This window comes from Dechloromonas sp. A34 (genome assembly GCF_026261605.1).
GTDB lineage: Bacteria > Pseudomonadota > Gammaproteobacteria > Burkholderiales > Rhodocyclaceae > Azonexus.
In genome coordinates, this window is record NZ_CP102486.1 from 2,242,344 (window position 1) to 2,266,063 (window position 23,720).

Sequence of the window (23,720 nt, forward strand, 5' to 3'; positions counted from 1 at the left end):
GTTAATCATGGAAAACAACCAAACCGTCGCTATCACCACCTCTAACATCACCGAAGCTACCGCTGCTGCTGGCTGGCCGGTACCTGCGACTGCGGCAGACTGCGTTAAGGAATTTCTCCGCAAGTACTATCCGGGTGGCCTCGTGTATTTGCATAACGGCTTCTTGGCGTATTCGGGCGGTCATTGGGTTGATCTGGATGAGCAGTCCGATATTCTGCGTTTGATCACCGAGTTTTTCGGTCCCGGTGTCGAATTCAAATTCGTGCGCGAGCTTCATGCCTTGCTGAAGGTGACATGCGTTGTCAAAGGCAGCGAATTCAAGCCGAACCACAATTTCGTCTGTTTCAAGAACGGTGCGCTCGACATGACGACGTATCAGCTTGTGCCACACGATCCCGCGATGCATCTCCGCTCAGGCCGTAAAGTTGATTGGGATGAGAATGCACAAGCGCCGGTCTTCGAGAAATTCCTGATTGATGTGTTTCGTGATGATCACGACAGCGATCAGAAAATCCAGTTCATGCGTGAGTGGATGGGACTTTGCCTGATCCCTGATACCAGCTTCGAGAAATTCGTTGTGTGCGTCGGGGATGGCGGTAACGGGAAGTCGGTTTTGCTGAAACTGATGGCCGAGTTGGTCGGCCATGAGAACGTCTATAGCGCACCGATCCAGCGCCTCTGTAATCGTCGCGCCTTGGCCGAACTGGATGGGAAGCTGTTGCTGGTGAGTTCTGAGATCAACGAAAACACGGTGATGGATGACGGTGTACTCAAGCAGATCGTGAGCGGCGATATGGTTGAGGCTGAGCGCAAGTACGAACGCCCGTTTGCCTTCATTCCTACCACGCGCATCATGCTCGCCACGAACCACTTGCCGAAATTGCGTGATGTCACCCATGCATTTTTCCGCCGCTTGGTGATGATCAGGTTCAACCGTAATTTCACCGCTGACGAGATGGATATGAACCTGCCCGCCAAGCTTTCGGCAGAGTTGGACGGCATTTTCGCTATGGCTGTCCGTGGGCTGAAGTCTCTTCGGGAACGCAAGAATTTCGTGGTTCCGGCTTCGTCCAAGGCTGCATCGGATCAGTATCGGGAGGATTCCGATCAGATCAAGATGTTTGCCGATGAGGCGCTGGTACGCTGCACCGAGAAAGGCATGCAGCCCGCCGCCTTGTACAAGCTCTACACGAGTTGGACGAGTGCCTATGGGGTCAAGGCCGACAACAACATCGTCCTCGGGAAGCGCTTGAAGCAGATGGGGTTCGAGAAGACGCGCTCGAATGGCAAGGATTTCTGGTGCTTGAAGATGTCTCCTGCTGGGGAGGAAATCTCGATCAAGCGTTCGGCCCGTGTGGTTGATCTTGCCACTCCGAGGCCCGTTGAGGGGGCACGAAATGATGCGAGTCCGCTTGCTGCATAGTCGCTCGATTGAAAAGCCCGCCTGATCTCACAGGCGGGCTTTTTTTTATTCAATCCCGGAGAGCCGTGTGAGTATTTTGTGCCGACACGACGGTTGCTCCGCTCACTTAGTTCAGCTTCAAAGTAATTCACTGGCCGGGAATAGACAGTAGCCGCAGTTCTCCTTGTCGAATCATTTCATCGATTGACACTGGTGAATTTGCTTGTCGCTGCTTGCGGTTTTCGTCGTTGAGGTCAGCAAATAGCTCCACCAAAGACTTTGCGATCTGTTCGGCGTGGGCTCGGTTCCACCAAGGTACGAGCGCATTTACCAACAGCGCCTCGGAAAGCTCTTCGGCTGAAACATGGAACAGCATTCCGGCCAAGGTGCGTAGCCCTTTATCAAAACTAGCGAAGAGGAGGCGAATCTGGTTGCCGTTCGGTTCGTTTACCTTCCTGATCATCTCGCTTAAATGAGTCAAATCCCAGCTCGTATTTCGTACGCCGTCGACAGCTCGTTGCCTGTTGGGGGAAAAAAGTTGCTTAAAAAGACGCTTACGTGGCGGAGAATTTGGGGCGAAATAGATACTGGCAAGCAAAGCTGCAGGCCCTGCGATTATGAAGTCGTCTCGCATCCAAGACAGCAACGCCAGCATCCGATCTAAGTTGGGCTGGCTTGATAATTCGATCTCGGCAATCTTCAAGGCAGCAATGTAGTTGCGCCGCCAACGGCGCAACGGGAACGCTAAATCGTGCGACTCTGGAGGGTGTTGGGGTTCCGTCGAGTCCAGAGCATCTAGATCGCCAAAGGCCAGATCCAACCATGGGTAGGGATCGGCGTTATCGGCGTCCCGGAATCGGGCTAGCTCTAGGTTTGCCGCATCGTTGCCTTGTAGCTGGGCCAGCTCATGGAAGGCGATTGAGGGGTCAATCTGAATGTCGAGGAAGTGACAGAAGGCCTTGATTGCTGCGATCTTCCGGAGCGTCTCGTCCATTGATGCACCGGCCACGATCTTGGCCATTCGAGAAGCTATGTTCCGATCTGGTAAAAGTATGGTCTGGATATTTTCGACCTGTGCCTCGAAGATAAAGGCATCGGGGTGGCACAGCCCCACGGGAGGAGGTTGGTAGCCCGGGACAAACACGCCTTCAGTTTCCAGCATTTCACCGAGGGCACATAGCTCCATGTAAGGAAATTTGTAAGCGCCCGGCGAACTCATCTGTGAATTGACGGCTTAGACCGTGAAGATAGTGTCCACTAAAAAAGATGGTGGACACGATCGATGGAAGTTAAGAAGCCGAGCCGCCGCAGGCGGACTCACCCCGAGGAGTTCAAGCAGGCAGTGATTGCTGCCTGTTGTGAGGCCGGCGCTTCAGTTGCCGGCATTGCGTTGGCCAATAGCGTCAATGCGAATCAGGTCCGTCGCTGGATGCGGGAACGGGGCATTGAGCCACCGAGCCGCAGCCTGCCGGCACGGTCGATTTCACCGGCGCGCGGCACAGAACCCGCCTTTGTGCCGGTACCGATGCCACCCATCGTCTCAAGCATCCCCGACATTCGGATCGAAGTTCGGCGTGGCAACACGGCGGTGAAGATTGAATGGCCTGGACAGGCGGCGAGCGATTGCGCCGCCTGGTTGCGAGATTGGCTACGGTGATTCGGGTCGATGCCCTGTGGTTATCGACCACGCCGCTGGATATGCGGGCGGGGACCGAGACGATCCTGGCCCGGGTCGTCTCGATGTTTGGCGAAGCCCGACCCCACCATGCCTATCTGTTTGCCAATCGCCGAGCCAACCGGATGAAAGTGCTGGTCCATGATGGATACGGTATCTGGCTAGCGAACCGTCGGCTCAATCAGGGGCGATTCTGCTGGCGGCACGGCAACAGCAGCGTCGAGCTCAGCCGGCCGCAGTTTGATGCACTCGTCCTCGGTCTGCCATGGGAACGACTGGCTGACGGCGGTGTGATCCGGATTGTTTGACGGTCCACCATTGGGGAAGTCCACGATGGTCAGATCGGGCGGCGGACGGCATCATGCCGGCCATGTCCTTGCCAACCCACCTCGACCAACTCAGCGCTGACGAACTGCGTCGCCTGCTGGTCGAGAAAGACCGCGAGTTGGACTGGCGCCAAGCCAAGATCGACAAACTCACGCATGAACTGGCGATGCACAAGCGCTGGCGCTTCGGGGTCAAGACCGAGCACTGGCCGGTCGAGCAGGCGCAACTATTCGAGGAAACCATCGATGCCGATCTGGCGGCGATGGAAGAAGAACTCGCACAACTGTCGCCGACGCCACCGAAGGCGAAAGGCCAGGCCAAACGCCAGCCGCTGCCGGCGAGTCTGCCGCGTGCCGACATTCATCATGAGCCTGAATCCACGGTCTGCCCTTGCGGCTGCACGATGAAGCGCATCGGCGAGGATGTGGCCGAGAAGCTCGATTACACGCCAGGCGTCTTCAGCGTCGAGCGCCACATTCGTGGCAAGTGGGTCTGCGGGCAGTGCGAAACGCTGATCCAGGCGCCTGTTCCGGCGCACGTTATCGACAAGGGTATTCCGACGACCGGCTTGCTCGCGCAGGTGCTGGTTGCCAAATACCTCGACCATCTGCCGCTCTATCGTCAGGAAGCGATCTTCGGTCGGGCCGGACTGGCCATTCCGCAATCGACACTCGCCCAGTGGGTAGGGAAATGCGGTGTGGCACTCCAGCCCCTGGTCGATGCCCTGAAGGATGAGATGCTCGGGCATCGGGTGCTGCATGCCGATGAAACGCCGGTGGCCATGCTTGATCCGGGGGCTGGCAAGACGCATCGAGCCTACCTCTGGTCCTACAGCATCGGCGCCTTCGAGCCGACCAAGGCGGTGATCTATGACTTTGCTGAAAGCCGTGCCGGCAGGCACGCCCAGGAATTCCTGGGTGACTGGCGCGGCACACTGATTTGCGATGATTACTCAGGCTACAAGGCACTGCTGGCCAATGGGTTGACTGAAGCCGGCTGCATGGCGCATGCCCGGCGCAAGTTCTTCGAGCTACACAGCCAGAAGCAGAGCCTGATCGCCGGCGAGGCACTGGATTGTTTCGGCAAACTCTATGGGGTCGAGCAGGAAGCTGCCGGATTCGACATCGATGAGCGACGACGAATTCGGGAGGCGAAAGCCCGACCGATTGCCGATGAATTGCATGCCTGGTTGACCCGGCAACGACAGGTGGTACCCAATGGCTCGGGGACCGCCAGGGCGATCGACTACAGCCTGAAACGCTGGGTGGCGCTGACGCATTACCTAACGGATGGCCAGGTGCCGATCGATAACAACTGGATCGAGAATCAGATCCGGCCGATCGCGCTCGGCCGCAAGAACTGGTTATTTGCCGGCAGCTTGCGCGCCGGCAAACGCGCCGCCGCGATCATGAGCCTGATCCAATCCGCCAAGCTCAATGGTCACGAGCCTTTGGCTTACCTGAAGGATGTCCTGACCCGCCTGCCGACCCAACCGGCAAGCCGCGTCGGCGACCTGCTGCCGCACCGCTGGCAACCTCAAATCACCGACTGACCTGAGTTCGCCGGGCGCTTACGGAAATTTAGGCGGGAGAACGATAGTTCTCTCTATGCCTTCAGGATCGTCATCGTCAGGCCGGAATTTCAAGGCGACGTATTCTGGGCTTTGGGGGCGACGAGAGTTGCCCATTTATTTTCTTAGGCTCGAACCGTGGAGTTGAGCCTACATTGAAGGGCCATTTCATAGGCCGTCTGCAGGTGCTGAGCGATGTGCCGTCCCGCTTCCACATGCTGTGAAATGACGATGTCTTTGTCGCTATCACCCAGCCTGCCGGTGAAAATGAGCCAGGAGAAGAGATGCGGGGTCGTCTGTGAGTATGGATGGCCAGCGTCCTTAGCCAACCTCCAGGCCTTCATGTCGTCGGTGATGAACCCCTGGTGGATTTTCATGGCGAATGCAATCGATGAAAGCTCCCCTTTGCCCAATTTATTGCGTTTTTCCAGTATCTCGATGGCTTGAAGGTCATCAATGCTGCACGAATGGGCTCTGAAGGCGCCACGCTGCTGCTCGGCTCGAAGGCGCTCTATTAGGATTTGCTCGCTTGGCAGAATCGTTGTTCGAGGTTTGATTAGGCATTCGTATTGTACGAAGCTGGTCATGCAAAAGTCGCATCGTGCCTCTTTGGTTGCAGCGTTTAGCCGAGGCGATGAAAGGATGTTCCATACCGAGCAGGTATCAGCGACGTTTACCGGGTGGAACTTTGACGGATCAATGGCCATTTAGCTTACGGCCATAAAGGGTTGCTAGCTCAAGTAATTCAACTTGGCTACACAGTAGTGCTTCGGCCAGCCGGCCTTGACTGATCACGCCGGAGCTGTGAGCCTCAAAGCAGAGCGCTACATAGTGATCTGACAGGCCACGCTCCAGCAACTCCTCCTTGCGTTTACGCTGCGCTATATTCAGCGATTGAGGGAGTTCTGGATCAACCTTGTCCTCCCGAGGGACTCGGAGTCGGGAGATTCGGGCGTAGGTGGCTTGATTGACCAACTTCGCTTCTCGCAACGCGATGGCCAACGCTGAGCAGTTTACCCTCAGCTTGTTGGCCCAGGTTATTGCATCGGAATCGCTCCACCCATGTGGGTCGGGAAGCTTAGACAGAAACGCCGGAGGCATTAGGTAGCAGGAGGCGAATCGGTTTGCGCGGACCTCGACAAGATCAGCACCCTCAGGTTGATCAAAGCTAACGGATGCTCCTTGATCGGCATCAAAGATGGCGTGGGCCATTTCGTGAGCCGCACTGAACCGCTGGCGGTAGATGTCCTCGCTGTAGTTTACTAAGGCGCAATTACCAGCAACCGGGTGTGCAATGAGCAGCCCTGAGATGTTTGAGTTGCCCAGCTTGCGCCGAAAAACGTGTACTCCCACACTTCGGAATTCAGCATATACATCACGGGGGACAGCGTTGTCCGCATGGCCCATTGCTGATCGTAGTCGAATCGCTGCTCCTTCAGCGTGCCCTTTAAAATACTTGCCAGAAGGGAGGAATGCGAAAGAACCTGGCGCACGATCCAACTCCCGCATCAAGAAGTCCTCGGTTTCGCAGAGATAGAGAAAGTCCTGAACAGCTCGTCGATCCGCTTTGGAGAAATCGGAGCCGTGCGCACGGTATAGCGTTTCGATCTGTTCGAAGGGCGCAACCTGTTCGTTAGAGATGAAGAACTTGAAGTCGCAACGATAATGATCTGCAAGGATCAAAACCTCGTCGCCAGTTGGCTCAGCTTTGCCGCCTTCGATTTGCGCTAAACGGGCGACATCGATTCCTGTCGAGCTTGCTACATCTAGGAGGGATTCCTGCAACTGAGTTCGATATTTTCCGAACTTGCTACCTAAGAGGCTAAGGTCAATGGACATTATACTCCAGCGCTGCCTCAGTCGCATCTACAAGCCCTTTAAGGAATCGAATGACTTTTTGCAGGTCTTCTTTGGTTACCGGGTGCGCTGTCGGAGAGCCTGCGGTGATCGTCCTTGATCGATGTACTACGTCGCCCCGTAGCTTCATGTACTGGTTCAGGCGTTCTCGAACTGTTTTGGGGTCGAAGTTGTTCCAGCACCATTTATCGGTTAGATCGACGTTGGCGTAGTCACGGAAAAGCTGGATGGTCTTGTCAGAAGTCGGGTTGTGCAGGCGTTTGATTTCGTCGTTTAACTTGCCTTTGACGAAGTTGCCGATCGAGCTGTCGTGCAAACCTTGAAGCCGAGCGGTAGCCGCTTCCATCACACGATCCTCGACATATGTCTCCCATGCTGTCATCGCCATGATCAATCCAGCACGTTTTAACACCTCTGTTTCTGGTGGTGGGGGTTGCGTATTCAGTGCGTTGAAATGAGCGAGAAGGTTTTCTGCGTCACAGATTGACTGTGTGAATACGTCGCTTGCGTCGGACATGGCTATAGGTTTTCAGGTAGATGACGCGATCCTAACAGATGACCGTTGGGTATCCACAAGCCAATCTATGTCTGGTGGCTATTACCCATGGTCAAAATTGAACGCGAACAGATGGTCAAATTTAAACGCGCGCCGACAGATGATCATATAAGTGCTGCGGGGGTCTGTTGCGAGTGCTGAACAGTCGCTGCGTAGTGATTTTATGCCCGCTAATCGTTGGCGGACTTTTCCAAACTATGGGGTAAAAGCGTGGCAGGGTTTCCTGCCGTAAACTGTTCGGTAGGGTTGAAAATCAAGGTTTGGGTGGGTTGCCAAGCTTAAAGTAGGTTAGGCCATGAATTGGTATGCCATTCTTTTCATATCGTCCAAATGCCCAGACGAAAGGGTGCTGCTGAAGCACGACCCAGAGAAATAGGCCAAAACACTTTCCAGCTTCAGTTGCACTTTGGTCGCACGCCTTCTGGTAAATGGGGTCGTATACAGTCCCTGACCAATCATTGCCTGGTATCCAACTAGAGGTGTGAATTTCGGCTCCTTCGATGCGCTGATTCAGTTCTGCAACGATTGCCTCGTATTCAGCGTTAGAAAGGCGGCTGCGCCAGCGTTTGAAATCTACTTCGTATGGGATGTCGTAGATATAGTGACTGCGTTCAATTGCATAGAGCATAAAAATTCTCCGTCTAACTTGGAAGTGGCGTCGTCACGCCTTGATGGTGATTTCGATCTTGTCGATACTTACTCCAAGGGTCGCTGCCAAGCCTGCTTTAGCTTCTGGAATTGTTAGAAATCTCTGTTTGGCGGGTGCGTCCGGCGCGTTGGTGCTCTCCACTGGATCTTCCTCCATCACCACTTCTGGCTCTGCTACCACCGTCGGCATCGGCTGAAACTGAAGTTGTTCAGGATCAATGTCAAGTTCGTCGAGCGTTGTGTACCGAACGGGATTTCGTCCCTTCCATCCATATGGAATATTTATTTTCGCGTATTCGCTGATTCGGATCGAGTATCGACCCTGTGATCCTTCTTCGGTAGTAGGTACGACTTCGCTGATCCGGCCGATCAAAAAGGCAGTGCCATGCGGCTCTGTGGCTCCACCCCATTTGCCGTTGTGCTGGTTCTGAACCGTGACCAGGAATTCATGCTTCCGGGCGTTGGCTGGATTGAGCACCCACGCTTGGCTGCCACCCTCGCGCACTATCCGTTCAGGACCTCTTGCCGTCATAACCATGACTGCGGATGCTTTTTTCTTCATGTGATCCATTTTTTTCTCCAGTAAATATTCTGAGCAAGAACTGTTAGAAAGTCGGTTGCTACACTCGAATGGATTAAATGATACATAACGATCAGAGATCATGCAATAACATTAGCGTGTAACGATTGGTAACGATGTGTATCGCGTTGGCTGATAAAAGCAATAGTGACTGGTATCGGTTTGCTGAAAGTGAATTAACGTTTTAATAGATAATAAATCTCGATTTCCGGGCTGCACGTGACGATGGTGGCGGCGCTCTTTGGCTGGCTGGTCAGCTTTGGCTGGCGCCGGGTGCCCCGCCTGGCCCTTGCGCTACCGGCACAGAAGGCCGGTCTGCTGGCGGCGTGTACTGCCGCCATGCTCTATGCCTTGCTGGCCGGCTTTGCCGTGCCCGCCCAGCGCACCCTCTACATGCTGATGGTTGCCGCGCTGGCCATGCTTTCGGGGCGGATCGTCGCGCCCAGCCGGACCTTGCTGCTCGGCCTGCTGGTGGTCCTGCTGATCGATCCGTGGGCGGTGCTGGCAGCCGGCTTCTGGTTGTCGTTCGGCGCGGTCGGTGCCTTGCTCTACGTCGGCTCGGCCAAGATCGGCCGGGGGCGGGGTTGGCGCGAGCGCCTGGGCGCCTGGGGCGGCGTTCAGTGGGCGGCGACGCTGGCCTCGTTGCCGGTGTTGCTGCTGGTTTTCCAGCAATTTTCGCTGGTCTCACCGCTGGCCAATGCCGTGGCGATTCCGGTGATTAGTTTTATCGTCACGCCGCTGGCGCTGCTTGGGGCACTCGTTCCGTGGTGGCCGATCGCCGCCGTCGCCCATCTGGCCATGGATTGGCTCATGTTGTTCCTCGACTGGTGTGCCACCTGGCCGGTCTGGCAGGCGCCGGCACCGCCGTTGTGGGCAGCGGTCGCTGCCGGCCTCGGGGTGGCGCTCTGCCTGTTGCCGCGCGGCATGCCAGGGCGCGCCATCGGGCTGTTCCTGCTGGCGCCGGCGCTGTTTTGGCCGGTCGACCGACCCGCCCCGGGCGAAGCCTGGATCACCGTCCTCGATGTCGGGCAGGGCCTGGCCAGCGTGGTGCGGACCCGCGACCATACGCTGATCTATGACCCGGGGCCGCTCTATAGCGCCGAATCGGATGCCGGGCAGCGCGTCGTGGTGCCTTACCTGCGTCGCCTGGGAATCAACCGGGTTGATCTGCTGATGGTGACGCATCGCGATAGCGACCATGCCGGCGGTAGCGCTTCGGTCCAGTCGGCACTGACGGTCGATGCGATCCGCTCCTCGGTGCCGGAAATTCCCGGCGAGCCTTGCCTGGCCGGGCAGGGCTGGAATTGGGACGGCGTACTGTTCGAGGTTTTGCATCCGGTGGCGGAGCAGGCGACCGCCCGTCAGAAAACCAACCACCACTCCTGCGTCTTGCGCGTGACGGCCGGCGATAAACGCATGCTGCTGACTTCAGATATCGAAGCCGCCGACGAGGCGGCCCTGCTTGCGCGCTATCCCGGGCAACTGGCGGCGGATGTCCTGCTGGTGCCGCACCACGGCTCGCGGACCTCGTCGACTCCAGCCTTTCTGGATGCCGTGGCGCCCGCCTCGGCGGTGATTCCGGTGGGCTATCGCAACCGTTTCGGGCACCCCAAGAGCGAGGTGCTCGAGCGCTATGCCGCCCGGGAAATTCCGCTGTGGCGAACCGACCGCGACGGGGCGGTCGAGATCAGGCTGGCGGTCGGTGGACTTGCGCTTTCCGGCTGGCGGGCACAGTATCGGCGCTACTGGCAGGGGGAATGACGTATGCGTGAAGGAGAGGGCATGAAGTTCAAGCAAGAGCACGTGCAATGCATCAGCCGCTCCGGGCTACACCGCATGGCCTATACCGAGTGGGGTGATCGGCACAATCCGCGGGTACTGATCTGCGTCCATGGCCTGACCCGCAACGGTCGCGATTTCGACACGCTGGCCGAGGCGATGTCTGGCCATTACCGGGTGATTTGCCCCGATGTCGTCGGCCGCGGCAAGAGCAGTCGTCTGCGCGACCCGGCCGGCTACGAGATTCCGCAGTACGTGGCCGACATGGTGACGCTGATCGCCCGTCTCGGCGTCGAGCGCGTCGATTGGATCGGTACCTCGATGGGTGGCCTGATCGGTATGGCGCTGGCCAGCCAGGAAGGGACGCCGGTCGGCAAACTGCTGCTCAATGACGTCGGGCCGGTGATCACGGTCGAAGCCCTGCACCGGATCGCCACCTACGTCGGCGCCGATCCGGTCTGGCCGTCCTTCGCCGATGTGCTGGCCTACATCAAGCTGATCAGTGCGCCGTTCGGCAACCTGAGCGAGGCGCAGTGGTGGCACCTGACCGAGAACAGTGTCGCTCAGCGTGCCGACGGGCGCTGGGGCTTTCTTTACGATCCTCAGATCGCTACCCCGTTCAAGGCTACCTTTGTCGACCAGGACATTGATCTGTGGCCGATCTACGAGCTGATCCGCTGCCCGACGCTGGTTCTGCGCGGTGCCGAATCAGACCTGCTGACCCGCGACACCTGGCAGCAGATGGGCTTGCGCGGCCCCCATGCCGAACTGGCCGAAATCCCCGGGGTCGGTCACGCGCCGATGTTCCTCAGCGACGACCAGATTTCAATCGCCCGGGATTTCCTGCTGAAGGCATGAAACACATCGTAATCGACGACCTTCGGCTCGAATATCGCGACATTCCGGCGACCAACGAGGGACGTCCGACCCTGCTCCTGCTCCATGAAGGACTGGGCTGCGTCGCCATGTGGCGGGATTTTCCAGCCAAGCTCGCGGCGGCGACCGGTTGCCAGGTCGTTACCTGGTCGCGGGCCGGTTATGGTGGCTCGCAGCCTTACCCGGAGGCGCGCACGCTGCGCTACATGCACCGCGAGGCCGAGGCCGCTTTGCCGGCTCTGCTCGCCGCTCTGAGCATTGAGCATCCGGTGCTGATTGGTCACAGCGATGGCGGCAGTATCGCGCTGCTGTTCGCTGCGGCTTTTCCCGAGGTGCCGCGCGGCATCGCGGTGATGGCGCCCCATGAATTCGTCGAGGAGGTCACGCTGGCCGGCATCCGCGCCGCCCGCACGGCCTGGGAGACGACCGACCTCGCGAAGAAGATGGCACGCTACCATCACGAACAGACCGCCCGCGTCTTCAGCGACTGGAACGATACCTGGCTGTCGCCGGACTTCCGCAACTGGAATATCGAGGCTTGTCTGGCGAATATCCGCTGTCCGGTGCTCGCCATCCAGGGTGAGGATGACGAGTACGCGACGATGCGCCAGATCGAGGTCATCGCCGAGCGAGTGCCGGGGGCGACGCTGCTCAAGCTGCCGCACTGTGGTCACAGCCCGCAGCGCGATCAGGAAGCCGCCGTGCTGGCAGCCCTCGAGGCTTTCATTCGCCAGCTCTGAACCGGTGGCTGGCGCCTGGCCGCCAGCGACCCTGCGTTAAATCGAATACGGCCGATGCAGCCAGCCGCGCACGACATCGACGTCGCGTTGCGGCAGGTAGGCGAAGCCGGCCAGCGCGTCCTCGACGACCGTCTGGGCCACCCAGTGCGGCACCGCCTTGGTGGTCAGCATGTGGAAATACCAGGCCATCGGGTAGCCCGCTTCACGATCGAAATGGCACAGCACGCCGTACAGATCGAGACCGCTGGTGCCCGGAGCCGCCGCGAATTCCGGGGCTGCGCCGGCCAGTGTGGCGATCGGCTGGGCGCGGAAGACGGTCTGGTGATAACGGTCGAGATGCTCGCGGGTGGCGATCACCCAGTGGTTGTAGTAGGTGCTGGTGGCGCCGGCGCTGCTCGTCTCCCAGTCCTCGACCATGCGGTGCACACCGGCCGGTTCCGGCTTCTGCGCCAGCATGCGCTTGAGGAAGGCGCCGATGTGCTGGATGCGGCGGAAGGTATAGAAGGGCAGGTCGAGCGCCTGTGGCAAATCGTTACCGCCCCGCGGATCGACCAGTTCCTCCAGGGTTGTCGGGTCGTTGGCGAATAGCCGGTGCGCCCGCATCTCCTGCAGATCCTCGATTTCCAGTTGCAGGAAGTCGTCGTTCGCCTCGCCGGCCGAGGCCACCAGGTAGTGTGTCTGGCCGACCAGGCGGGTGGCGTAAAGGTTCTGTCCGGCAAAGTCGTCGACCAGCTGGGCGAAGTCGCCGTCACGTTCGTCCAGCGCGGCCTCGACCCAGCTTTCGAGATTGTCGGAAATGCGCTGGCCGTTGCCATCGACGATGCCGCCCAGGCGATACCAGCCACCGCGGCCCAGGGCATGGCGAAACTTCCAGTCGGGCAGCGCCTGGCCGAGCGCCTTGACGAGGGCGCCCGGGCCGCTGCTGACCGGCACCTTGGCGCAGGTTTCGACAATGGCGGGGGCGAGCGATTTGCAATATTCCGTCCAGGCCAGGGTTTGTTTCATCGGGTGTTCCTCGTTATCAAATGGCGTTTTCTTCAGTCAGGCGGGCCAGAGCCGCTTCGCGGACTTCGACCTCGGGGTCGCCGGTCAGCGGGGATAGAAATTCGAGCGGAGCATTGCCGACGGCAGCCAGGCGCACCCACCATTCGCTGTCGCCGAGCAGTTCGGCGGCGAGGCCGGGCAGGGCGCGTTCGGCGACGATGGCCCGGACTTCCGGTTCTGGATCGTTGGCCAGCATATCGAGGGCAAAAGGCGGCAGGCGGGCGGCGACGACCTTGCGGACTTCGCGCTCGGCATCCTTAGCCATCTTGGCGAGCTGGCCGTGCGGCAGGCGGCGGGCGACGGTGGCACGGATCAGGTAATCCGGATCGTGCAGCAGGCGGTGCAGATGTTCCTCGGGAATGCGGGCGACGACGCCGAGCCGGACTTCACGGTCGGGATCGCCCGCCATCTTGACCAGCTCGTCGGCCGGAATGCGGTCGACCACGACCCGGCGGACGATCTCGTCGCTGTCGCTGGTCAGGTCGCCGATCAGCTCGACCGGCGCATAGCGGGCGGCGATGGCGCGGCGCTCCCAGAACAGGTCGGCGAGGAAATGTTCGGCCTGATCGCGGTTAGCGCGAAAAAAGCGGTCGATCTGCCGCCCGCTGTGGGCGCGCACGCAACTGTCCCCCGGCTTGCAGCGCCCGCTGTTCAGGTGGCTTGCCGCGTAGGAGCAGCCGGCGCACAGGCCATAGCGGCCGACGCCGAGGGCCGGCTGTTCATTCATCATCCTTGGCGGCGACGATGATTCCCGTGGCGCCGTCGTACTCCATGGTTAGCTCCAGGCAATGACCGGTACTGCCCGAAATCAGGTAGAGCTCGTACTGCTCGATTTCGAGGACGGGCTGGAACCGGGGATTGATGTCGTTGGCCGAGCACTCGCTGAAGTGAATGTCGGGAAAGCGGGTGCGCAGGAAGGTGGCAGCCGGATTCAGGCTGGCGGCTTCGGCAACCTGGGCGACGATTTTCGGCGTGATCATGCTTCCTCTTCCTCCTCTTCGACTTCGTACTTGGCCAGCGAAGCGGCGGGCAGGCCCATGATGCGGGCCAGCCAGGGCGGCGGGCTCTGTAGCGCGCCTTGCAGCTCGGCCAGAATGTCGCGGACCGGGCCGCCCTTCGGCTTCTTCAGCGGATGGACGCCGGCGCGGACGACCTTGGCCGCCGCCGGGCCACCGATCGACTGGATGAACACCAGGTCGCAGTCGGCGATGACTTCGGCGCGCGCCTTGTTCTTGTCCTCGGCGGCATCGGCATCGAGGCCGGAGCGAACGGCGACCAGCTTGATCGCGGTCGATGAAACCTGATAGATCAGGAAGCGTTCGCAGGAGCCGAAATGGCCGTCCAGGTTTTCGCCCTTGTTGTTGGCGATGGCGACTCGGATCGAGCCCGGCATTTCACCGTCGGTGTAGCTGTCGATGGCCGGCAGGTCGCTGCCTTCGATGTTTTCGCCCCACAGGAAGCGGACGGCTTCCTTGAGCGCATCGCCGCTGACGCCGACCACGCAGTTTTCTTCGGCGTGACCGCCGGCCAGAATGCTGCGCAGGTCCTCGACGGTGATCGAGGCGAGCTTGGATTCGGTGATCGGCAAGTCGAACTTGTCGGCCAGAGCACCGACCAGGGCACGGACGTCCAGGCCGTCAAGGGCACGGGCTGCCAGGGCGATACGGAGGGCGGCTTCGCGGGAGGCGATGGGGGTTGCGGACATGATGGTGCTCCATGTGAGGGTCTGGAGGGGAGTGTCCGGCACAGCTAAGCCGCGCCAGGCACTCGGTTCCGGACTCTCGGGCGATCAGGCCGGCGAGATGCAGCCGGACGGACAGACGTTCACGCACATCGGCGAGTCGTTCTCGCCCTCGCATTCCGTGCACTTGCCGGCGTCGATGGTAAAGAACACCTTGCCCTTGCTGATCGCCTTGGTCGGGCAGATCGGCCGGCAATCGTCGCAGGCGGTACACATGTCGGGATCGATATACATTGCCATGATGTTTCTCCTCGGAAACAGTGACGACCAGCGAAAGCTCGCTGGGCGCCGGGGTCAAATCAGTCTTCTGCGGCGCCCAGTCGCCTGGCTCGCACCGAGATCGGCAGGCGGGGCGGTTTGGCGATGGGGTCGACGTAGTAGCTGCCACCGTTTTCCAGTTTCAGTTCGCCACCCCATTTCTCCGGGGTATCGAATTCGATGGAATCGATGGCGGCTTCCAGATCGCGCTTCGGCAAATAAAACACCAGCCCACCGGCAGCGTTCTGACGAATCATGATGTTGGCCATTTGACTTCCTTAATGGGCGCGGAGAAGGGCGGGATCGCTCCCGCCCTGTTCCTTTTTCCAGCTAATTACCGAACCAGGTCGTGGTTGTAGTCCGTCGTACCCATGCCGCGGGTCTGGTCGTCGAGCTTTTCCAGAACCGTGTTGGTCAGGGTGGTCAGGATGTACATGGCGCCTTCGTAGCCCAGCGTGGTCATGCGATGCAGGTGGTGACGGTCGAAGATTGGGAAGCCGATGCGGATCAGCGGCACTTCGAATTCCGGTCCCTTATGCACGGTGTCGCGCTGGATGTACTTGCCGTAGCTGTTGCCGATCAGGAAATCCGGCTTGTCGGTGAAGCACAGGCTACGCAGGTGCCAGAGGTCGGCGCCCGGATAGACCTTGGCACCGGCGCCGTAGGGCGAGGTGGCCAGCAGTTTTTCCATGGCCTTGGCCCACTTCTTGGAGCCGTTGTTGCTGACGATGTGGGTCGGTTCGATACCGAATTCCATCAGCAGCTTGGTCATGCCCATGACGAAGTCCGGATCACCGTAGAGCGCCATCTTCTTGCCGTGCAGCCAGGCGTGGGAGTCGGTCATCATGTCGAGCAGACGGCCGCGCTCCAGGGAGATCGAGGTCGGGATCGGCTTGCCGGTGACTTCGGAAACCTTCATCAGGAATTCGTCGGTCCATTCGACACCCATCGGGATGTTGAGCTTCGGCACTTCATGGTTCCAGGTGCCTTCGACGAACTTCTTGGTCTTGTCCAACTGCATCGGCTGGATCAGGAAGGTCGTGATGGCGTTCGGAGCATCCTTGACTTCGTCGATCGTCGTGCCGCCGGCGTACATGCGGAATTCGCCGTCAGCCGGGGTGTCGAGGATCTCTTCCGGATCGGAGAGCATCGTGTAATCGACGCCCATTTCCTTCATGTAGCGCTTGATAATGCGGAAGTTGCCGAGGTAGGTCTCGAAGCCGGGCACGAAGTTGATCTTGCCGTTGGAGCCGACGACCTTGCCTTCCATGTGGTTCAGCGTGAAGTACTTGAGGATGCCTTCTTCCATGTTGTCCCAGCCAGTGACGTGGGAGCCGACGAAAGACGGGGTGTGCGCGAAGGGAACCGGGAAATCCTTGTCCAGGTTGCCTTCCTTGCGGGCGTTGCCGATGAAGGCGTTCAAGTCATCACCGATAACTTCGGCGATACAGGTCGTCGACATCGCGATCATTTCTGCGCCGTAGAGCTTGGTGGCGTTGGCCAGACCTTCATGCACGTTCTTCTGACCACCGAACACGGCGGCATCTTCCGTCATCGAGTCGGCGATGATGGCGATCGGCTCCTTGAAGTGACGGTTGAAGTAGGTACGGAAGTAGGCGATACAGCCTTGCGAGCCGTGGATATAGACCAGGGTCTTGGCAAAACCCAGGGAGCACAGGGCGGAGCCGAGCGGCTGGCAGGCCTTGGCCGGGTTGATGGTCAGGGCTTCGCGCTTGAAGTTGAGGTCCTGATATTCCTGGGTGGTCGTCCAGGCGAAAGTCTCGGCGACCTTGTCGGCGCTGTGACCTTCTTCGAACTGGGCACGCTTGTTCGAGATGGTGGCTTTGTAGTCGTCATCGCGGAACAGCGGGAAACACGGCTTGATTTTGTCTACGGTTTGCATCTTGATCTCCTTCGCCCGCACCAGCTATTTGTGGATACGGGCGTAAGTTTTACGATAACTGCGGAATCAGGCAGCCTTCTTTTCGGCGTCCGAAGCATCCTTCTGCCAGGGCGTCTTCATCAGGTTCCAGCACGGATTGTTGAGGGTCAGGTCCATGTCCTTGGCGAAAATGGCGAAACCGTCACAACCGTGGTATGGGCCCGAGTAGTCCCAGGAGTGCAGCTGGCGGAAAGGAATGCCCATCTTGTGGAAGACATACTTTTCCTTGATGCCGGAACCGATCAGATCGGGCTTCATGGCCTTGACGAATTCTTCGAACTCGTAGCCAGTGACGTCGTCGTAAATCAGGGTGGCGTCGCCCATGTCCTTGATCGTGCGATCGTAGTCATCGTTGTGGGCAAATTCGTAGCCGGTACCGACCACTTCCATGCCCAGATCTTCGTAAGCGCCAACCACGTGACGCGGACGCAGGCCGCCGACGTACAACATGACCTTCTTGCCTTCGAGGCGCGGACGGTACTTGGCGATCACGGCATCCATCATCGGCGTGTACTTCTCGATGACGCGCTCGGCGCCAGCCTTGATGTTGTCGTCGAAGAAGGAAGCGATCTTACGCAGCGATTCCTTGATCTTGGTCGGGCCGAAGAAGTTGTACTCGAGCCATGGAATCCCGTACTTCTCTTCCATGTGGCGGGAGATGTAGTTCATCGAGCGGTAGCAGTGCAGCAGGTTGAGCTTGACCTTCGGGGTGTTTTCCATTTCGGCCAGGGTGCCGTCGCCGGACCACTGGGCAACCACGCGCAGACCCATTTCCTCGAGGAGGATGCGGGAGGCCCAGGCGTCACCACCGATGTTGTAGTCACCAAGGATGGCGACGTCGTACGGGGTGGTTTCGAAAGCCTGACCGTCACGGTTGGAGATGATCCAGTCGCGGACGGAGTCGTTGGCGATGTGGTGGCCCAGGGACTGGGAAACACCGCGGAAGCCTTCGCAACGCACCGGGACGACCGGCTTGTTGATCTGGGCAGCAGCCTTCTTGGAAACCGCTTCGATGTCGTCACCGATGAGGCCGATCGGGCACTCGGACTGAACGGAGATACCCTTGTTCAGCGGGAACAGCATTTCGATTTCGTCGATCAGCTTGGCCAGTTTCTTGTCGCCGCCGAAAACGATGTCCTTCTCCTGGAAGTCCGAGGTGAAGTTCATTTCGCAGAAGGCATCGACGCCGGTGGTGCCGACGTAGTAGTTACGACGACCGGCGCGGGCATACTGACCGCAACCAATCGGGCCGTGGGAGATGGAGATGATGTCCTTGATCGGACCCCAGACCACACCCTTGGAGCCGGCGTAGGCACAACCACGCATGGTCATGACGCCCGGCAGGGACTTGCGGTTGGAAGTAATGCACTTCTTCGACGACTCGAGTTCCTTGTCGTTGATCATCAAGTGCTTGGCACGGTCCTTCTTGGCCTTCTCGGGATAAACCTCAAGTACCTCAGCAATGAGGCTTGCTGTTTCTTCGCGGGTGAGCGCTGCCATGGTGAAACTCCTTTCGTTGCGCCGACAACTATTTGTGCACGACGCCAACAGTTGGTTGAATACTGGCTGGTACCGGTTCGTCGCCGGAGCGACGAACCTTGACTGCTATCAGGCGGCCTTTTCGGCAGCCAGTTCGGCGGCGGTCTTGCCGACGATGGTTTCGTCTTCCGCTTCCATGATGCCGAACTCCATCAGCAACGTTTCCAGCTCTTCCATCTCGATCGGGGTCGGGATGACGAAGTTGGTGTTGTTGTTGATCTTGTTGGCCAGGGCGCGGTATTCGTCGGACTGCTTGTGAGTCGGATCGTATTCAACGCAGGTCATGCGGCGGATTTCAGCGTGCTGCACAACGTTGTGGCGCGGCACGAAGTGGATCATGGTGGTGCCCAGGCGAGCAGCCAGAGCCATGATCAGTTCGTCTTCGCGGTCGGTGTTGCGGGAGTTGCAAATCAGGCCGGCCAGACGGACGGAGCCGGAGTTCGCGTACTTCACGATACCCTTGGCAATGTTGTTGGCAGCGTACATGGCCATCATTTCGCCGGAGCAAACGATGTAGATTTCCTGGGCCTTGTTTTCGCGAATCGGCATGGCGAAGCCACCGCAAACCACGTCACCGAGCACGTCGTAGAACACGAAATCGAGTTCGTCGTCGTAAGCGCCTTCTTCTTCCAGGAAGTTGATGGCGGTGATCACGCCGCGGCCGGCACAGCCAACGCCGGGTTCCGGGCCACCGGATTCGACGCACTTGATGCCGCCGAAACCGACGGACATGACGTCTTCGAGTTCAAGGTCTTCCACGGAACCGGCTTCGGCAGCCAGGTGCATGACGGTGGTTTGAGCCTTGGAGTGCAGGATGAGGCGGGTCGAGTCGGCCTTGGGGTCGCAACCCACAATCATTACTTTCTTGCCGGATTCAGCCAGCGCCGCCACCAGATTCTGGGTGGTGGTGGACTTGCCGATACCGCCTTTGCCGTAGATGGCGCATTGACGCAGTTTTGCCATGGTGTAATCTCCTTGATCTGTCAGTCGATTTGCGAAGGAATCATTGATGAGTCGCACCATCCCTTCTGCACGTAGCGTGCCAGGTCGACTGACAGACGGTAAGTAACTGAATACAAAATGAAAATAGAAAAACAGCCGATGTCGGTTGGTGTGGAGACATCCGACAATTCCCTTACGCTTTGTAGGGGTGACGACAACGCGTCGAGCCCAAGCGCGACAAAACTGCACTCAGGAGACGACAGTCTCCTCTCTGACTCGTTGCGAGGCAGCCACGGGCTTCAGGCCGGGGAAACTCACAAAGCGCCCTCGCTGCCCAGGGACGCGCGACTCCCGATCAATCGCTGCAACCTGCCGGCCGTCGTGCTCGGCGGGCTGACCTACCAGCAGCATCCCAGTCCCTTGCTGATCGACGGCGTCGCCGAGTTGCATGCCGATCTTTTCCGGCGCCTGGCGCTGGCGGCCCCGGAGGCCCGCGGCGACGTCTTTCGCGACTACATGACCGTGCATTTCCAGCTCGAATGGCCGGAGGAAATGGGCTACACCGGCCAGGCGAATTGTCGCGCCAAGGCCAATTACGTCAGGATGATCCGCGGCTGGAGTTTCGATTCAGACAGCCGCGAAGGCGCCGTCCTCAAGGGCTGGGTCGAATCCCGTTTCGGCCTGATGCCGCGTTACCACGGGCAGTCGCTGCGCGATCCGGCGGGCGAGGCCTACCGCCGTTATCAGGAAATGCGCTCGCAGGGACTGTACGGCACCAATGCGCTGGAAGCCCAGTTCGATCTGGTCTATGCCTTCTGCCAGCGCGAACTGGCACTGCGCCACGGCGGCGCACGCCATGTCACGCTCTACCGCGGGCTCAATCGTGTCGCCGAGCATGAGGTCCTGGCCAAGGGCAAGGGCGGCCGCCAGGTTATCCTGCTCAACAATCTCAGTTCATTCACCTGCAGCCGCGACCGGGCCTGCGAATTCGGCGATTACATTCTTGCCGCAGAAATCCCGCTGACCAAGATCTTCTTCCACTGCCGACTGCTGCCCGGCATCCTGCAGGGCGAGGACGAGTTTCTGGTGATCGGCGGCGTCGTCGACGTCACATTGTCGACTATCTGACGAGAGTGCATTTGGCCCTGGTTCAGGGCCCTTTGGCATCCAGCCAGCGCAGCAGGGCCCGGAACAGGGTGTCCGGATCGACCGGCTTGGTGATGAAGTCGTCCATGCCGGCAGCCATGCAGCGCTGGCGGTCGTCGACGAAGGCGTTGGCCGTCATCGCCAGGATAGGCGTGGTGCGGTGCGCCGGGAGCTGGCGGATGGCTTGCGTGGCCAGCAGGCCATCCATCTTCGGCATCTGGATATCCATCAGGATCAGGTCGTACGTGACTTCCTTGGCTTTGGCCAGGGCCTCGGCGCCATCGCCGGCGACATCGACTTGCAGGCCGAGCACATCGTGCAACAGCTCGCGGGCGACTTCCTGATTGAACGGGTCGTCTTCGGCCAGCAGCAGCCGACTGCTTTGATGGCGGGTGCGCAGGAGCTGTTCGGCTTGCAAGCCGCTGGGTGTCAGTGGTGGCTGGCTGGCCGCACCGGCCGTGGCCTTGGCGAAGCCCAGCGTGAAGCTGAAGACGCTGCCCTGGCCGGGCGTGCTGTCGACCTCCATGGTGCCGCCCATCAGGCGGACCAGGCGGCTGCAGATGGCGAGGCCGAGGCCGGTTCCGCCGTGGCGACGGGTGGTCGAACTGTCGGCCTGCTCGAAAGGATCGAAGATGCGTTGCAGGGCCTCGGGTGGAATGCCGATCCCCGTATCCTCGATGGCCAGCCGGACTTCGAGGTTCGTGTCGCTTTCGGCCAGGATCGCGGCCCGAATCGTGATTTCGCCATGCTCGGTGAAGCGCACGGCGTTGCTGAGCAGATTGAGCAGGATCTGCTGCAGGCGCAGCGGATCGCCGAGCAGGTCGATTTCCTGCAGGCGCGGGTCGATTTCACGGCGCAGTTGCAGATGTTTGGCCTCCAGGCGTTCGCTGACCAGACTTTCGATATTGCCGAGGAGACCACCGATCCTGATCGGAGCCTGCTCCAGGGTGAGGCGTTCGGCATCGATCTTGGAGAGGTCGAGGATGTCGTTGAGCAGGCGCAGCAGATGATTGGCGGCGCCGGCGATCTTGCCCAGCTTGTCGCGTTGGGACTCATCCTCGCAACGGCGCTGCAGGATGCTGGCAAAGCCGATGATGGCATTCATCGGCGTCCGCAGTTCATGGCTCATATTGGCCAGGAAGGTGCTCTTCGCCCGGTTGGCGGCTTCGGCCGCTTCCTTGGCGATCGACAGGTCGTTGGTCCGGGCCTTGACCAGTTCTTCCAGGTGGTGGCGATGCTGCTCGAGTTCCGCCTCCGCCCGCTTGCGTTCGCTGACATCGAGAATGACGCCGATGACGGCCGGCGCGCCTTCGTGTTCCATGGCCCGGCCATAGACCTCGACGGCAATCCGACTGCCGTCCCGGCGCCGGGCGATGAACGAATAGTTGATGGCCTCGACCTCCTTGTCGAAACGGCGCCGCAGATTCTCGGTGACCCGCTCCTGGTCTTCCGGCGCCACCAGGTCATTGACCGTGATTCGGCCAACGATTTCATCGCTGTCGGCGAAACCGAACATCTCGGCAAAGCGCGGATTGGCGTAGACGAAACGCCCGCGCTGAATGATGTAGACGCCGACCAGCGACTGCTCGATCAGGCCGCGGAATTTGCGCTCGGCGGAGAGCCGGGCCTGCTCGGCGCGCTTGCGTTCGGCAATGTCGCGGCAGGCGCCGAGCACCTTGCCGTTCGGCAGGTGTACGGCATTGAGCTCGACGACGACACTTGAGCCATCCTTGCGGCGCAGGGTGATTTCGGTGAAGACGTGGCCGCCCCCGATAACCTGACTGAAAATGCGCTGGTGTTCCGCCTGCAGGCCTTCTGGAGTGAGTGCCGAGAAATTGAGCTTCATCAGCTCATCGCGCGTATAGCCGACCAGCGCCGTGGCACCCTGATTCGCGTAGTCGTACTGGCCATCGCTGTTGGCGATGAAGACAGCATCCGGGGCATTGTCGAGGATATTGCTTAGCGCCTGTTCGTTGGCGGCGAGCCGGGCGGCGATCGCTTCGACATGGCGCTGGTGCCGGGCATTGTTGAGCTGGAACACGAAGACCAGCAAAGCCAGCAGCAGACCGCCGCCGGCGATGCTGTCCGGCAGGTAGCTCCGGGTGACGCTGTCGAAGTCGGGACGGCTCTGAAACCGGGCGATCCAGCGATGACTGCCGAGTTCGACCGGCAGATGCGCGACATAGCGGCCGCGGGCAGGCTGCGTTTCATCGGCGCGCGAGTCGAAAAGCAGGTTGTCGGGAGCGATGCTCTGGTCGTACAGGGCCAGGTCGACGTCCTTGCGATCGGGGCCGATCATGGTGCGCAGCAGGTCGCGCGCCCGGAACGGGCTGTATACGTAGCCGATCAGGGCCTTGCGACGTCCCTCGATGGTGTCGGTAGGCAGGTCGGCGCGAAAAATCGGCAGGTAGATCAGGAAGCCGGCCTGCACGTCGTGCTCGATTTCCTGAACCAGGGTCACCTTGCCGGTAATGGCCGGTCGTCCGGTATCGCGGGCGCGCTCCATGGCGTCGCGACGGGTCGGCTCGGAATACATGTCGTAACCGAGGGCACGTTGGTTGCGTTCGTTGAAGGGTTCGATGTAGACGATGCTGCTGTAAAGCTCGCGCTCGCCTGCCGGCCAGATCGTATATTGGGGAAAGCCTTCGGCCCGAATCGTGCGTTCATGAGCGGCCTTTTCTGCCGCCGGGACCATCCGTGAAAAACCGATGCCCAGGGTGCCGGGCAGGATTCGTCCGAGATCCAGATGGGCGACGTAGTGGGACCATTCAGCCCGGCTCACATTCTGGCTCGATTCGATGAATGCGGCGGCACCCCGCAACACCTGGCCGTGTGCCTCCATGCGCTGGACGATGTGGTCGCGCTCCTTCTCGGCACGGTAGAGAAAGCGATCGTTGACGCGATGGGTGGCGCTTTCCTGAGTGAGGAACCAGGCCACCAGGCTAAACAGGAGAATCAGGGCGAACGCCACCCAAGGCAGCGACTCCGGGTGCAGAAACCCGCGGCGGTGCAGCTCGAGTGAAGGGGCATGAAACGGATGGGATTGCTTGATGGACAAAGCGGTTCCGATCACTGGTTTTTTTCCTACACGATAGCAC

24 protein-coding genes are annotated in these 23,720 nt (G+C 59.8%); 8 read left to right on the plus strand and 16 right to left on the minus strand.

What is annotated here, in order from left to right; all coding sequences use genetic code 11:
• The first annotated feature begins 7 nt into the window (after positions 1–7).
• The gene (locus NQE15_RS11190; RefSeq protein WP_265949790.1) at positions 8–1,423 is read left to right on the plus strand and encodes a DNA primase family protein; all 1,416 of its coding nucleotides are present in this window, start codon (positions 8–10) and stop codon (positions 1,421–1,423) included.
• 127 nt (positions 1,424–1,550) lie between these two features.
• Here NQE15_RS11190 and NQE15_RS11195 read toward each other — a convergent pair whose 3' ends face one another.
• Positions 1,551–2,621, minus strand: a complete 1,071-nt coding sequence (locus NQE15_RS11195; RefSeq protein ID WP_265949791.1) for a hypothetical protein — start codon at positions 2,619–2,621, stop codon at positions 1,551–1,553.
• 63 nt (positions 2,622–2,684) lie between these two features.
• On the opposite strand from NQE15_RS11195, the gene NQE15_RS11200 reads away from it, so the two are divergent.
• The 3 genes from NQE15_RS11200 (at position 2,685) to tnpC (ending at position 4,956) form a co-directional block, all read left to right on the plus strand.
• Complete coding sequence (locus tag NQE15_RS11200) at positions 2,685–3,059, plus strand: transposase (protein WP_265942633.1); 375 nt, start codon at positions 2,685–2,687, stop codon at positions 3,057–3,059.
• The gene (gene tnpB / locus NQE15_RS11205; RefSeq protein ID WP_265942632.1) at positions 3,002–3,385 is read left to right on the plus strand and encodes an IS66 family insertion sequence element accessory protein TnpB; all 384 of its coding nucleotides are present in this window, start codon (positions 3,002–3,004) and stop codon (positions 3,383–3,385) included. The genes NQE15_RS11200 and tnpB overlap by 58 nt, the downstream gene beginning before the upstream one ends.
• A 62-nt stretch (positions 3,386–3,447) precedes the next feature.
• Positions 3,448–4,956: an IS66 family transposase gene (gene tnpC, locus NQE15_RS11210; protein WP_265950075.1), complete on the plus strand. Its 1,509-nt coding sequence runs from the start codon at positions 3,448–3,450 to the stop codon at positions 4,954–4,956.
• A gap of 143 nt (positions 4,957–5,099) precedes the next feature.
• On the opposite strand, the gene NQE15_RS11215 is transcribed toward tnpC, so the two are convergent.
• The 5 genes from NQE15_RS11215 to NQE15_RS11235 form a co-directional block, all read right to left on the minus strand.
• Complete coding sequence (locus tag NQE15_RS11215; protein WP_265949792.1) at positions 5,100–5,561, minus strand: hypothetical protein; 462 nt, start codon at positions 5,559–5,561, stop codon at positions 5,100–5,102.
• 109 nt (positions 5,562–5,670) lie between these two features.
• Positions 5,671–6,813 carry an XRE family transcriptional regulator gene (locus NQE15_RS11220; RefSeq protein WP_265949793.1) on the minus strand — a complete coding sequence of 381 codons (1,143 nt, stop codon included), beginning with the start codon at positions 6,811–6,813 and terminating at the stop codon, positions 5,671–5,673.
• On the minus strand, positions 6,803–7,348 hold the full coding sequence (locus tag NQE15_RS11225) for a HEPN domain-containing protein (RefSeq protein WP_265949794.1): 546 nt from the start codon (positions 7,346–7,348) through the stop codon (positions 6,803–6,805). Before NQE15_RS11225 ends, NQE15_RS11220 begins: the two co-directional genes overlap by 11 nt.
• Positions 7,349–7,640: 292 nt before the next feature.
• Entirely contained in the window at positions 7,641–8,015 is a 375-nt protein-coding gene (locus tag NQE15_RS11230; RefSeq protein ID WP_265949795.1) for a hypothetical protein, read from the minus strand.
• A gap of 33 nt (positions 8,016–8,048) precedes the next feature.
• Complete coding sequence (locus tag NQE15_RS11235; protein ID WP_265949796.1) at positions 8,049–8,606, minus strand: hypothetical protein; 558 nt, start codon at positions 8,604–8,606, stop codon at positions 8,049–8,051.
• 234 nt (positions 8,607–8,840) lie between these two features.
• Between NQE15_RS11235 and NQE15_RS11240 the strand changes: the two genes are divergently transcribed.
• The 3 genes from NQE15_RS11240 to NQE15_RS11250 are packed head-to-tail and all read left to right on the plus strand — an operon-like array spanning position 8,841 to position 12,010.
• Entirely contained in the window at positions 8,841–10,376 is a 1,536-nt protein-coding gene (locus NQE15_RS11240) for a DNA internalization-related competence protein ComEC/Rec2 (RefSeq protein ID WP_416336519.1), read from the plus strand.
• 21 nt (positions 10,377–10,397) lie between these two features.
• On the plus strand, positions 10,398–11,252 hold the full coding sequence (locus NQE15_RS11245; RefSeq protein ID WP_265949797.1) for an alpha/beta fold hydrolase: 855 nt from the start codon (positions 10,398–10,400) through the stop codon (positions 11,250–11,252).
• On the plus strand, positions 11,249–12,010 hold the full coding sequence (locus NQE15_RS11250) for an alpha/beta fold hydrolase (RefSeq protein ID WP_265949798.1): 762 nt from the start codon (positions 11,249–11,251) through the stop codon (positions 12,008–12,010). The genes NQE15_RS11245 and NQE15_RS11250 overlap by 4 nt, the downstream gene beginning before the upstream one ends.
• A gap of 36 nt (positions 12,011–12,046) precedes the next feature.
• Here the strand turns inward: NQE15_RS11250 and NQE15_RS11255 are convergent, their stop codons facing one another.
• From NQE15_RS11255 to nifH, 9 genes are all read right to left on the minus strand, one after another.
• Positions 12,047–13,015, minus strand: coding sequence for a hypothetical protein (locus NQE15_RS11255; protein WP_265949799.1), 969 nt, complete (start codon positions 13,013–13,015; stop codon positions 12,047–12,049).
• Between the two features lie 16 nt (positions 13,016–13,031).
• Positions 13,032–13,781, minus strand: coding sequence for a 4Fe4S-binding leucine-rich repeat protein (locus NQE15_RS11260; protein WP_265949800.1), 750 nt, complete (start codon positions 13,779–13,781; stop codon positions 13,032–13,034).
• A complete protein-coding gene (locus tag NQE15_RS11265) occupies positions 13,774–14,034 on the minus strand; it encodes a DUF6129 family protein (protein WP_265949801.1) in 261 nt (86 codons plus the stop codon). Before NQE15_RS11265 ends, NQE15_RS11260 begins: the two co-directional genes overlap by 8 nt.
• Positions 14,031–14,759 (minus strand): dinitrogenase iron-molybdenum cofactor N-terminal domain-containing protein, encoded by a 729-nt coding sequence (locus NQE15_RS11270; protein WP_265949802.1) that lies wholly within the window; start codon positions 14,757–14,759, stop codon positions 14,031–14,033. Before NQE15_RS11270 ends, NQE15_RS11265 begins: the two co-directional genes overlap by 4 nt.
• An 84-nt stretch (positions 14,760–14,843) precedes the next feature.
• Positions 14,844–15,035 carry a 4Fe-4S binding protein gene (locus NQE15_RS11275; protein ID WP_265949803.1) on the minus strand — a complete coding sequence of 64 codons (192 nt, stop codon included), beginning with the start codon at positions 15,033–15,035 and terminating at the stop codon, positions 14,844–14,846.
• A gap of 59 nt (positions 15,036–15,094) precedes the next feature.
• A complete protein-coding gene (gene nifT / locus NQE15_RS11280) occupies positions 15,095–15,322 on the minus strand; it encodes a putative nitrogen fixation protein NifT (RefSeq protein WP_265949804.1) in 228 nt (75 codons plus the stop codon).
• A 65-nt stretch (positions 15,323–15,387) separates the two neighbouring features.
• Complete coding sequence (gene nifK, locus NQE15_RS11285; RefSeq protein ID WP_265949805.1) at positions 15,388–16,956, minus strand: nitrogenase molybdenum-iron protein subunit beta; 1,569 nt, start codon at positions 16,954–16,956, stop codon at positions 15,388–15,390.
• Positions 16,957–17,022: 66 nt separating this feature from the next.
• A complete protein-coding gene (gene nifD, locus NQE15_RS11290) occupies positions 17,023–18,495 on the minus strand; it encodes a nitrogenase molybdenum-iron protein alpha chain (RefSeq protein WP_265949806.1) in 1,473 nt (490 codons plus the stop codon).
• A 108-nt stretch (positions 18,496–18,603) separates the two neighbouring features.
• The gene (gene nifH, locus NQE15_RS11295; RefSeq protein ID WP_265949807.1) at positions 18,604–19,497 is read right to left on the minus strand and encodes a nitrogenase iron protein; all 894 of its coding nucleotides are present in this window, start codon (positions 19,495–19,497) and stop codon (positions 18,604–18,606) included.
• Between the two features lie 360 nt (positions 19,498–19,857).
• Here nifH and NQE15_RS11300 point away from each other — a divergent pair, with 360 nt between their 5' ends.
• The gene (locus NQE15_RS11300; protein WP_416336520.1) at positions 19,858–20,604 is read left to right on the plus strand and encodes an NAD(+)--dinitrogen-reductase ADP-D-ribosyltransferase; all 747 of its coding nucleotides are present in this window, start codon (positions 19,858–19,860) and stop codon (positions 20,602–20,604) included.
• A gap of 22 nt (positions 20,605–20,626) precedes the next feature.
• On the opposite strand, the gene NQE15_RS11305 is transcribed toward NQE15_RS11300, so the two are convergent.
• A complete protein-coding gene (locus NQE15_RS11305; protein ID WP_265949808.1) occupies positions 20,627–23,695 on the minus strand; it encodes a CHASE domain-containing protein in 3,069 nt (1,022 codons plus the stop codon).
• Between the last annotated feature and the right edge of the window lie 25 nt (positions 23,696–23,720).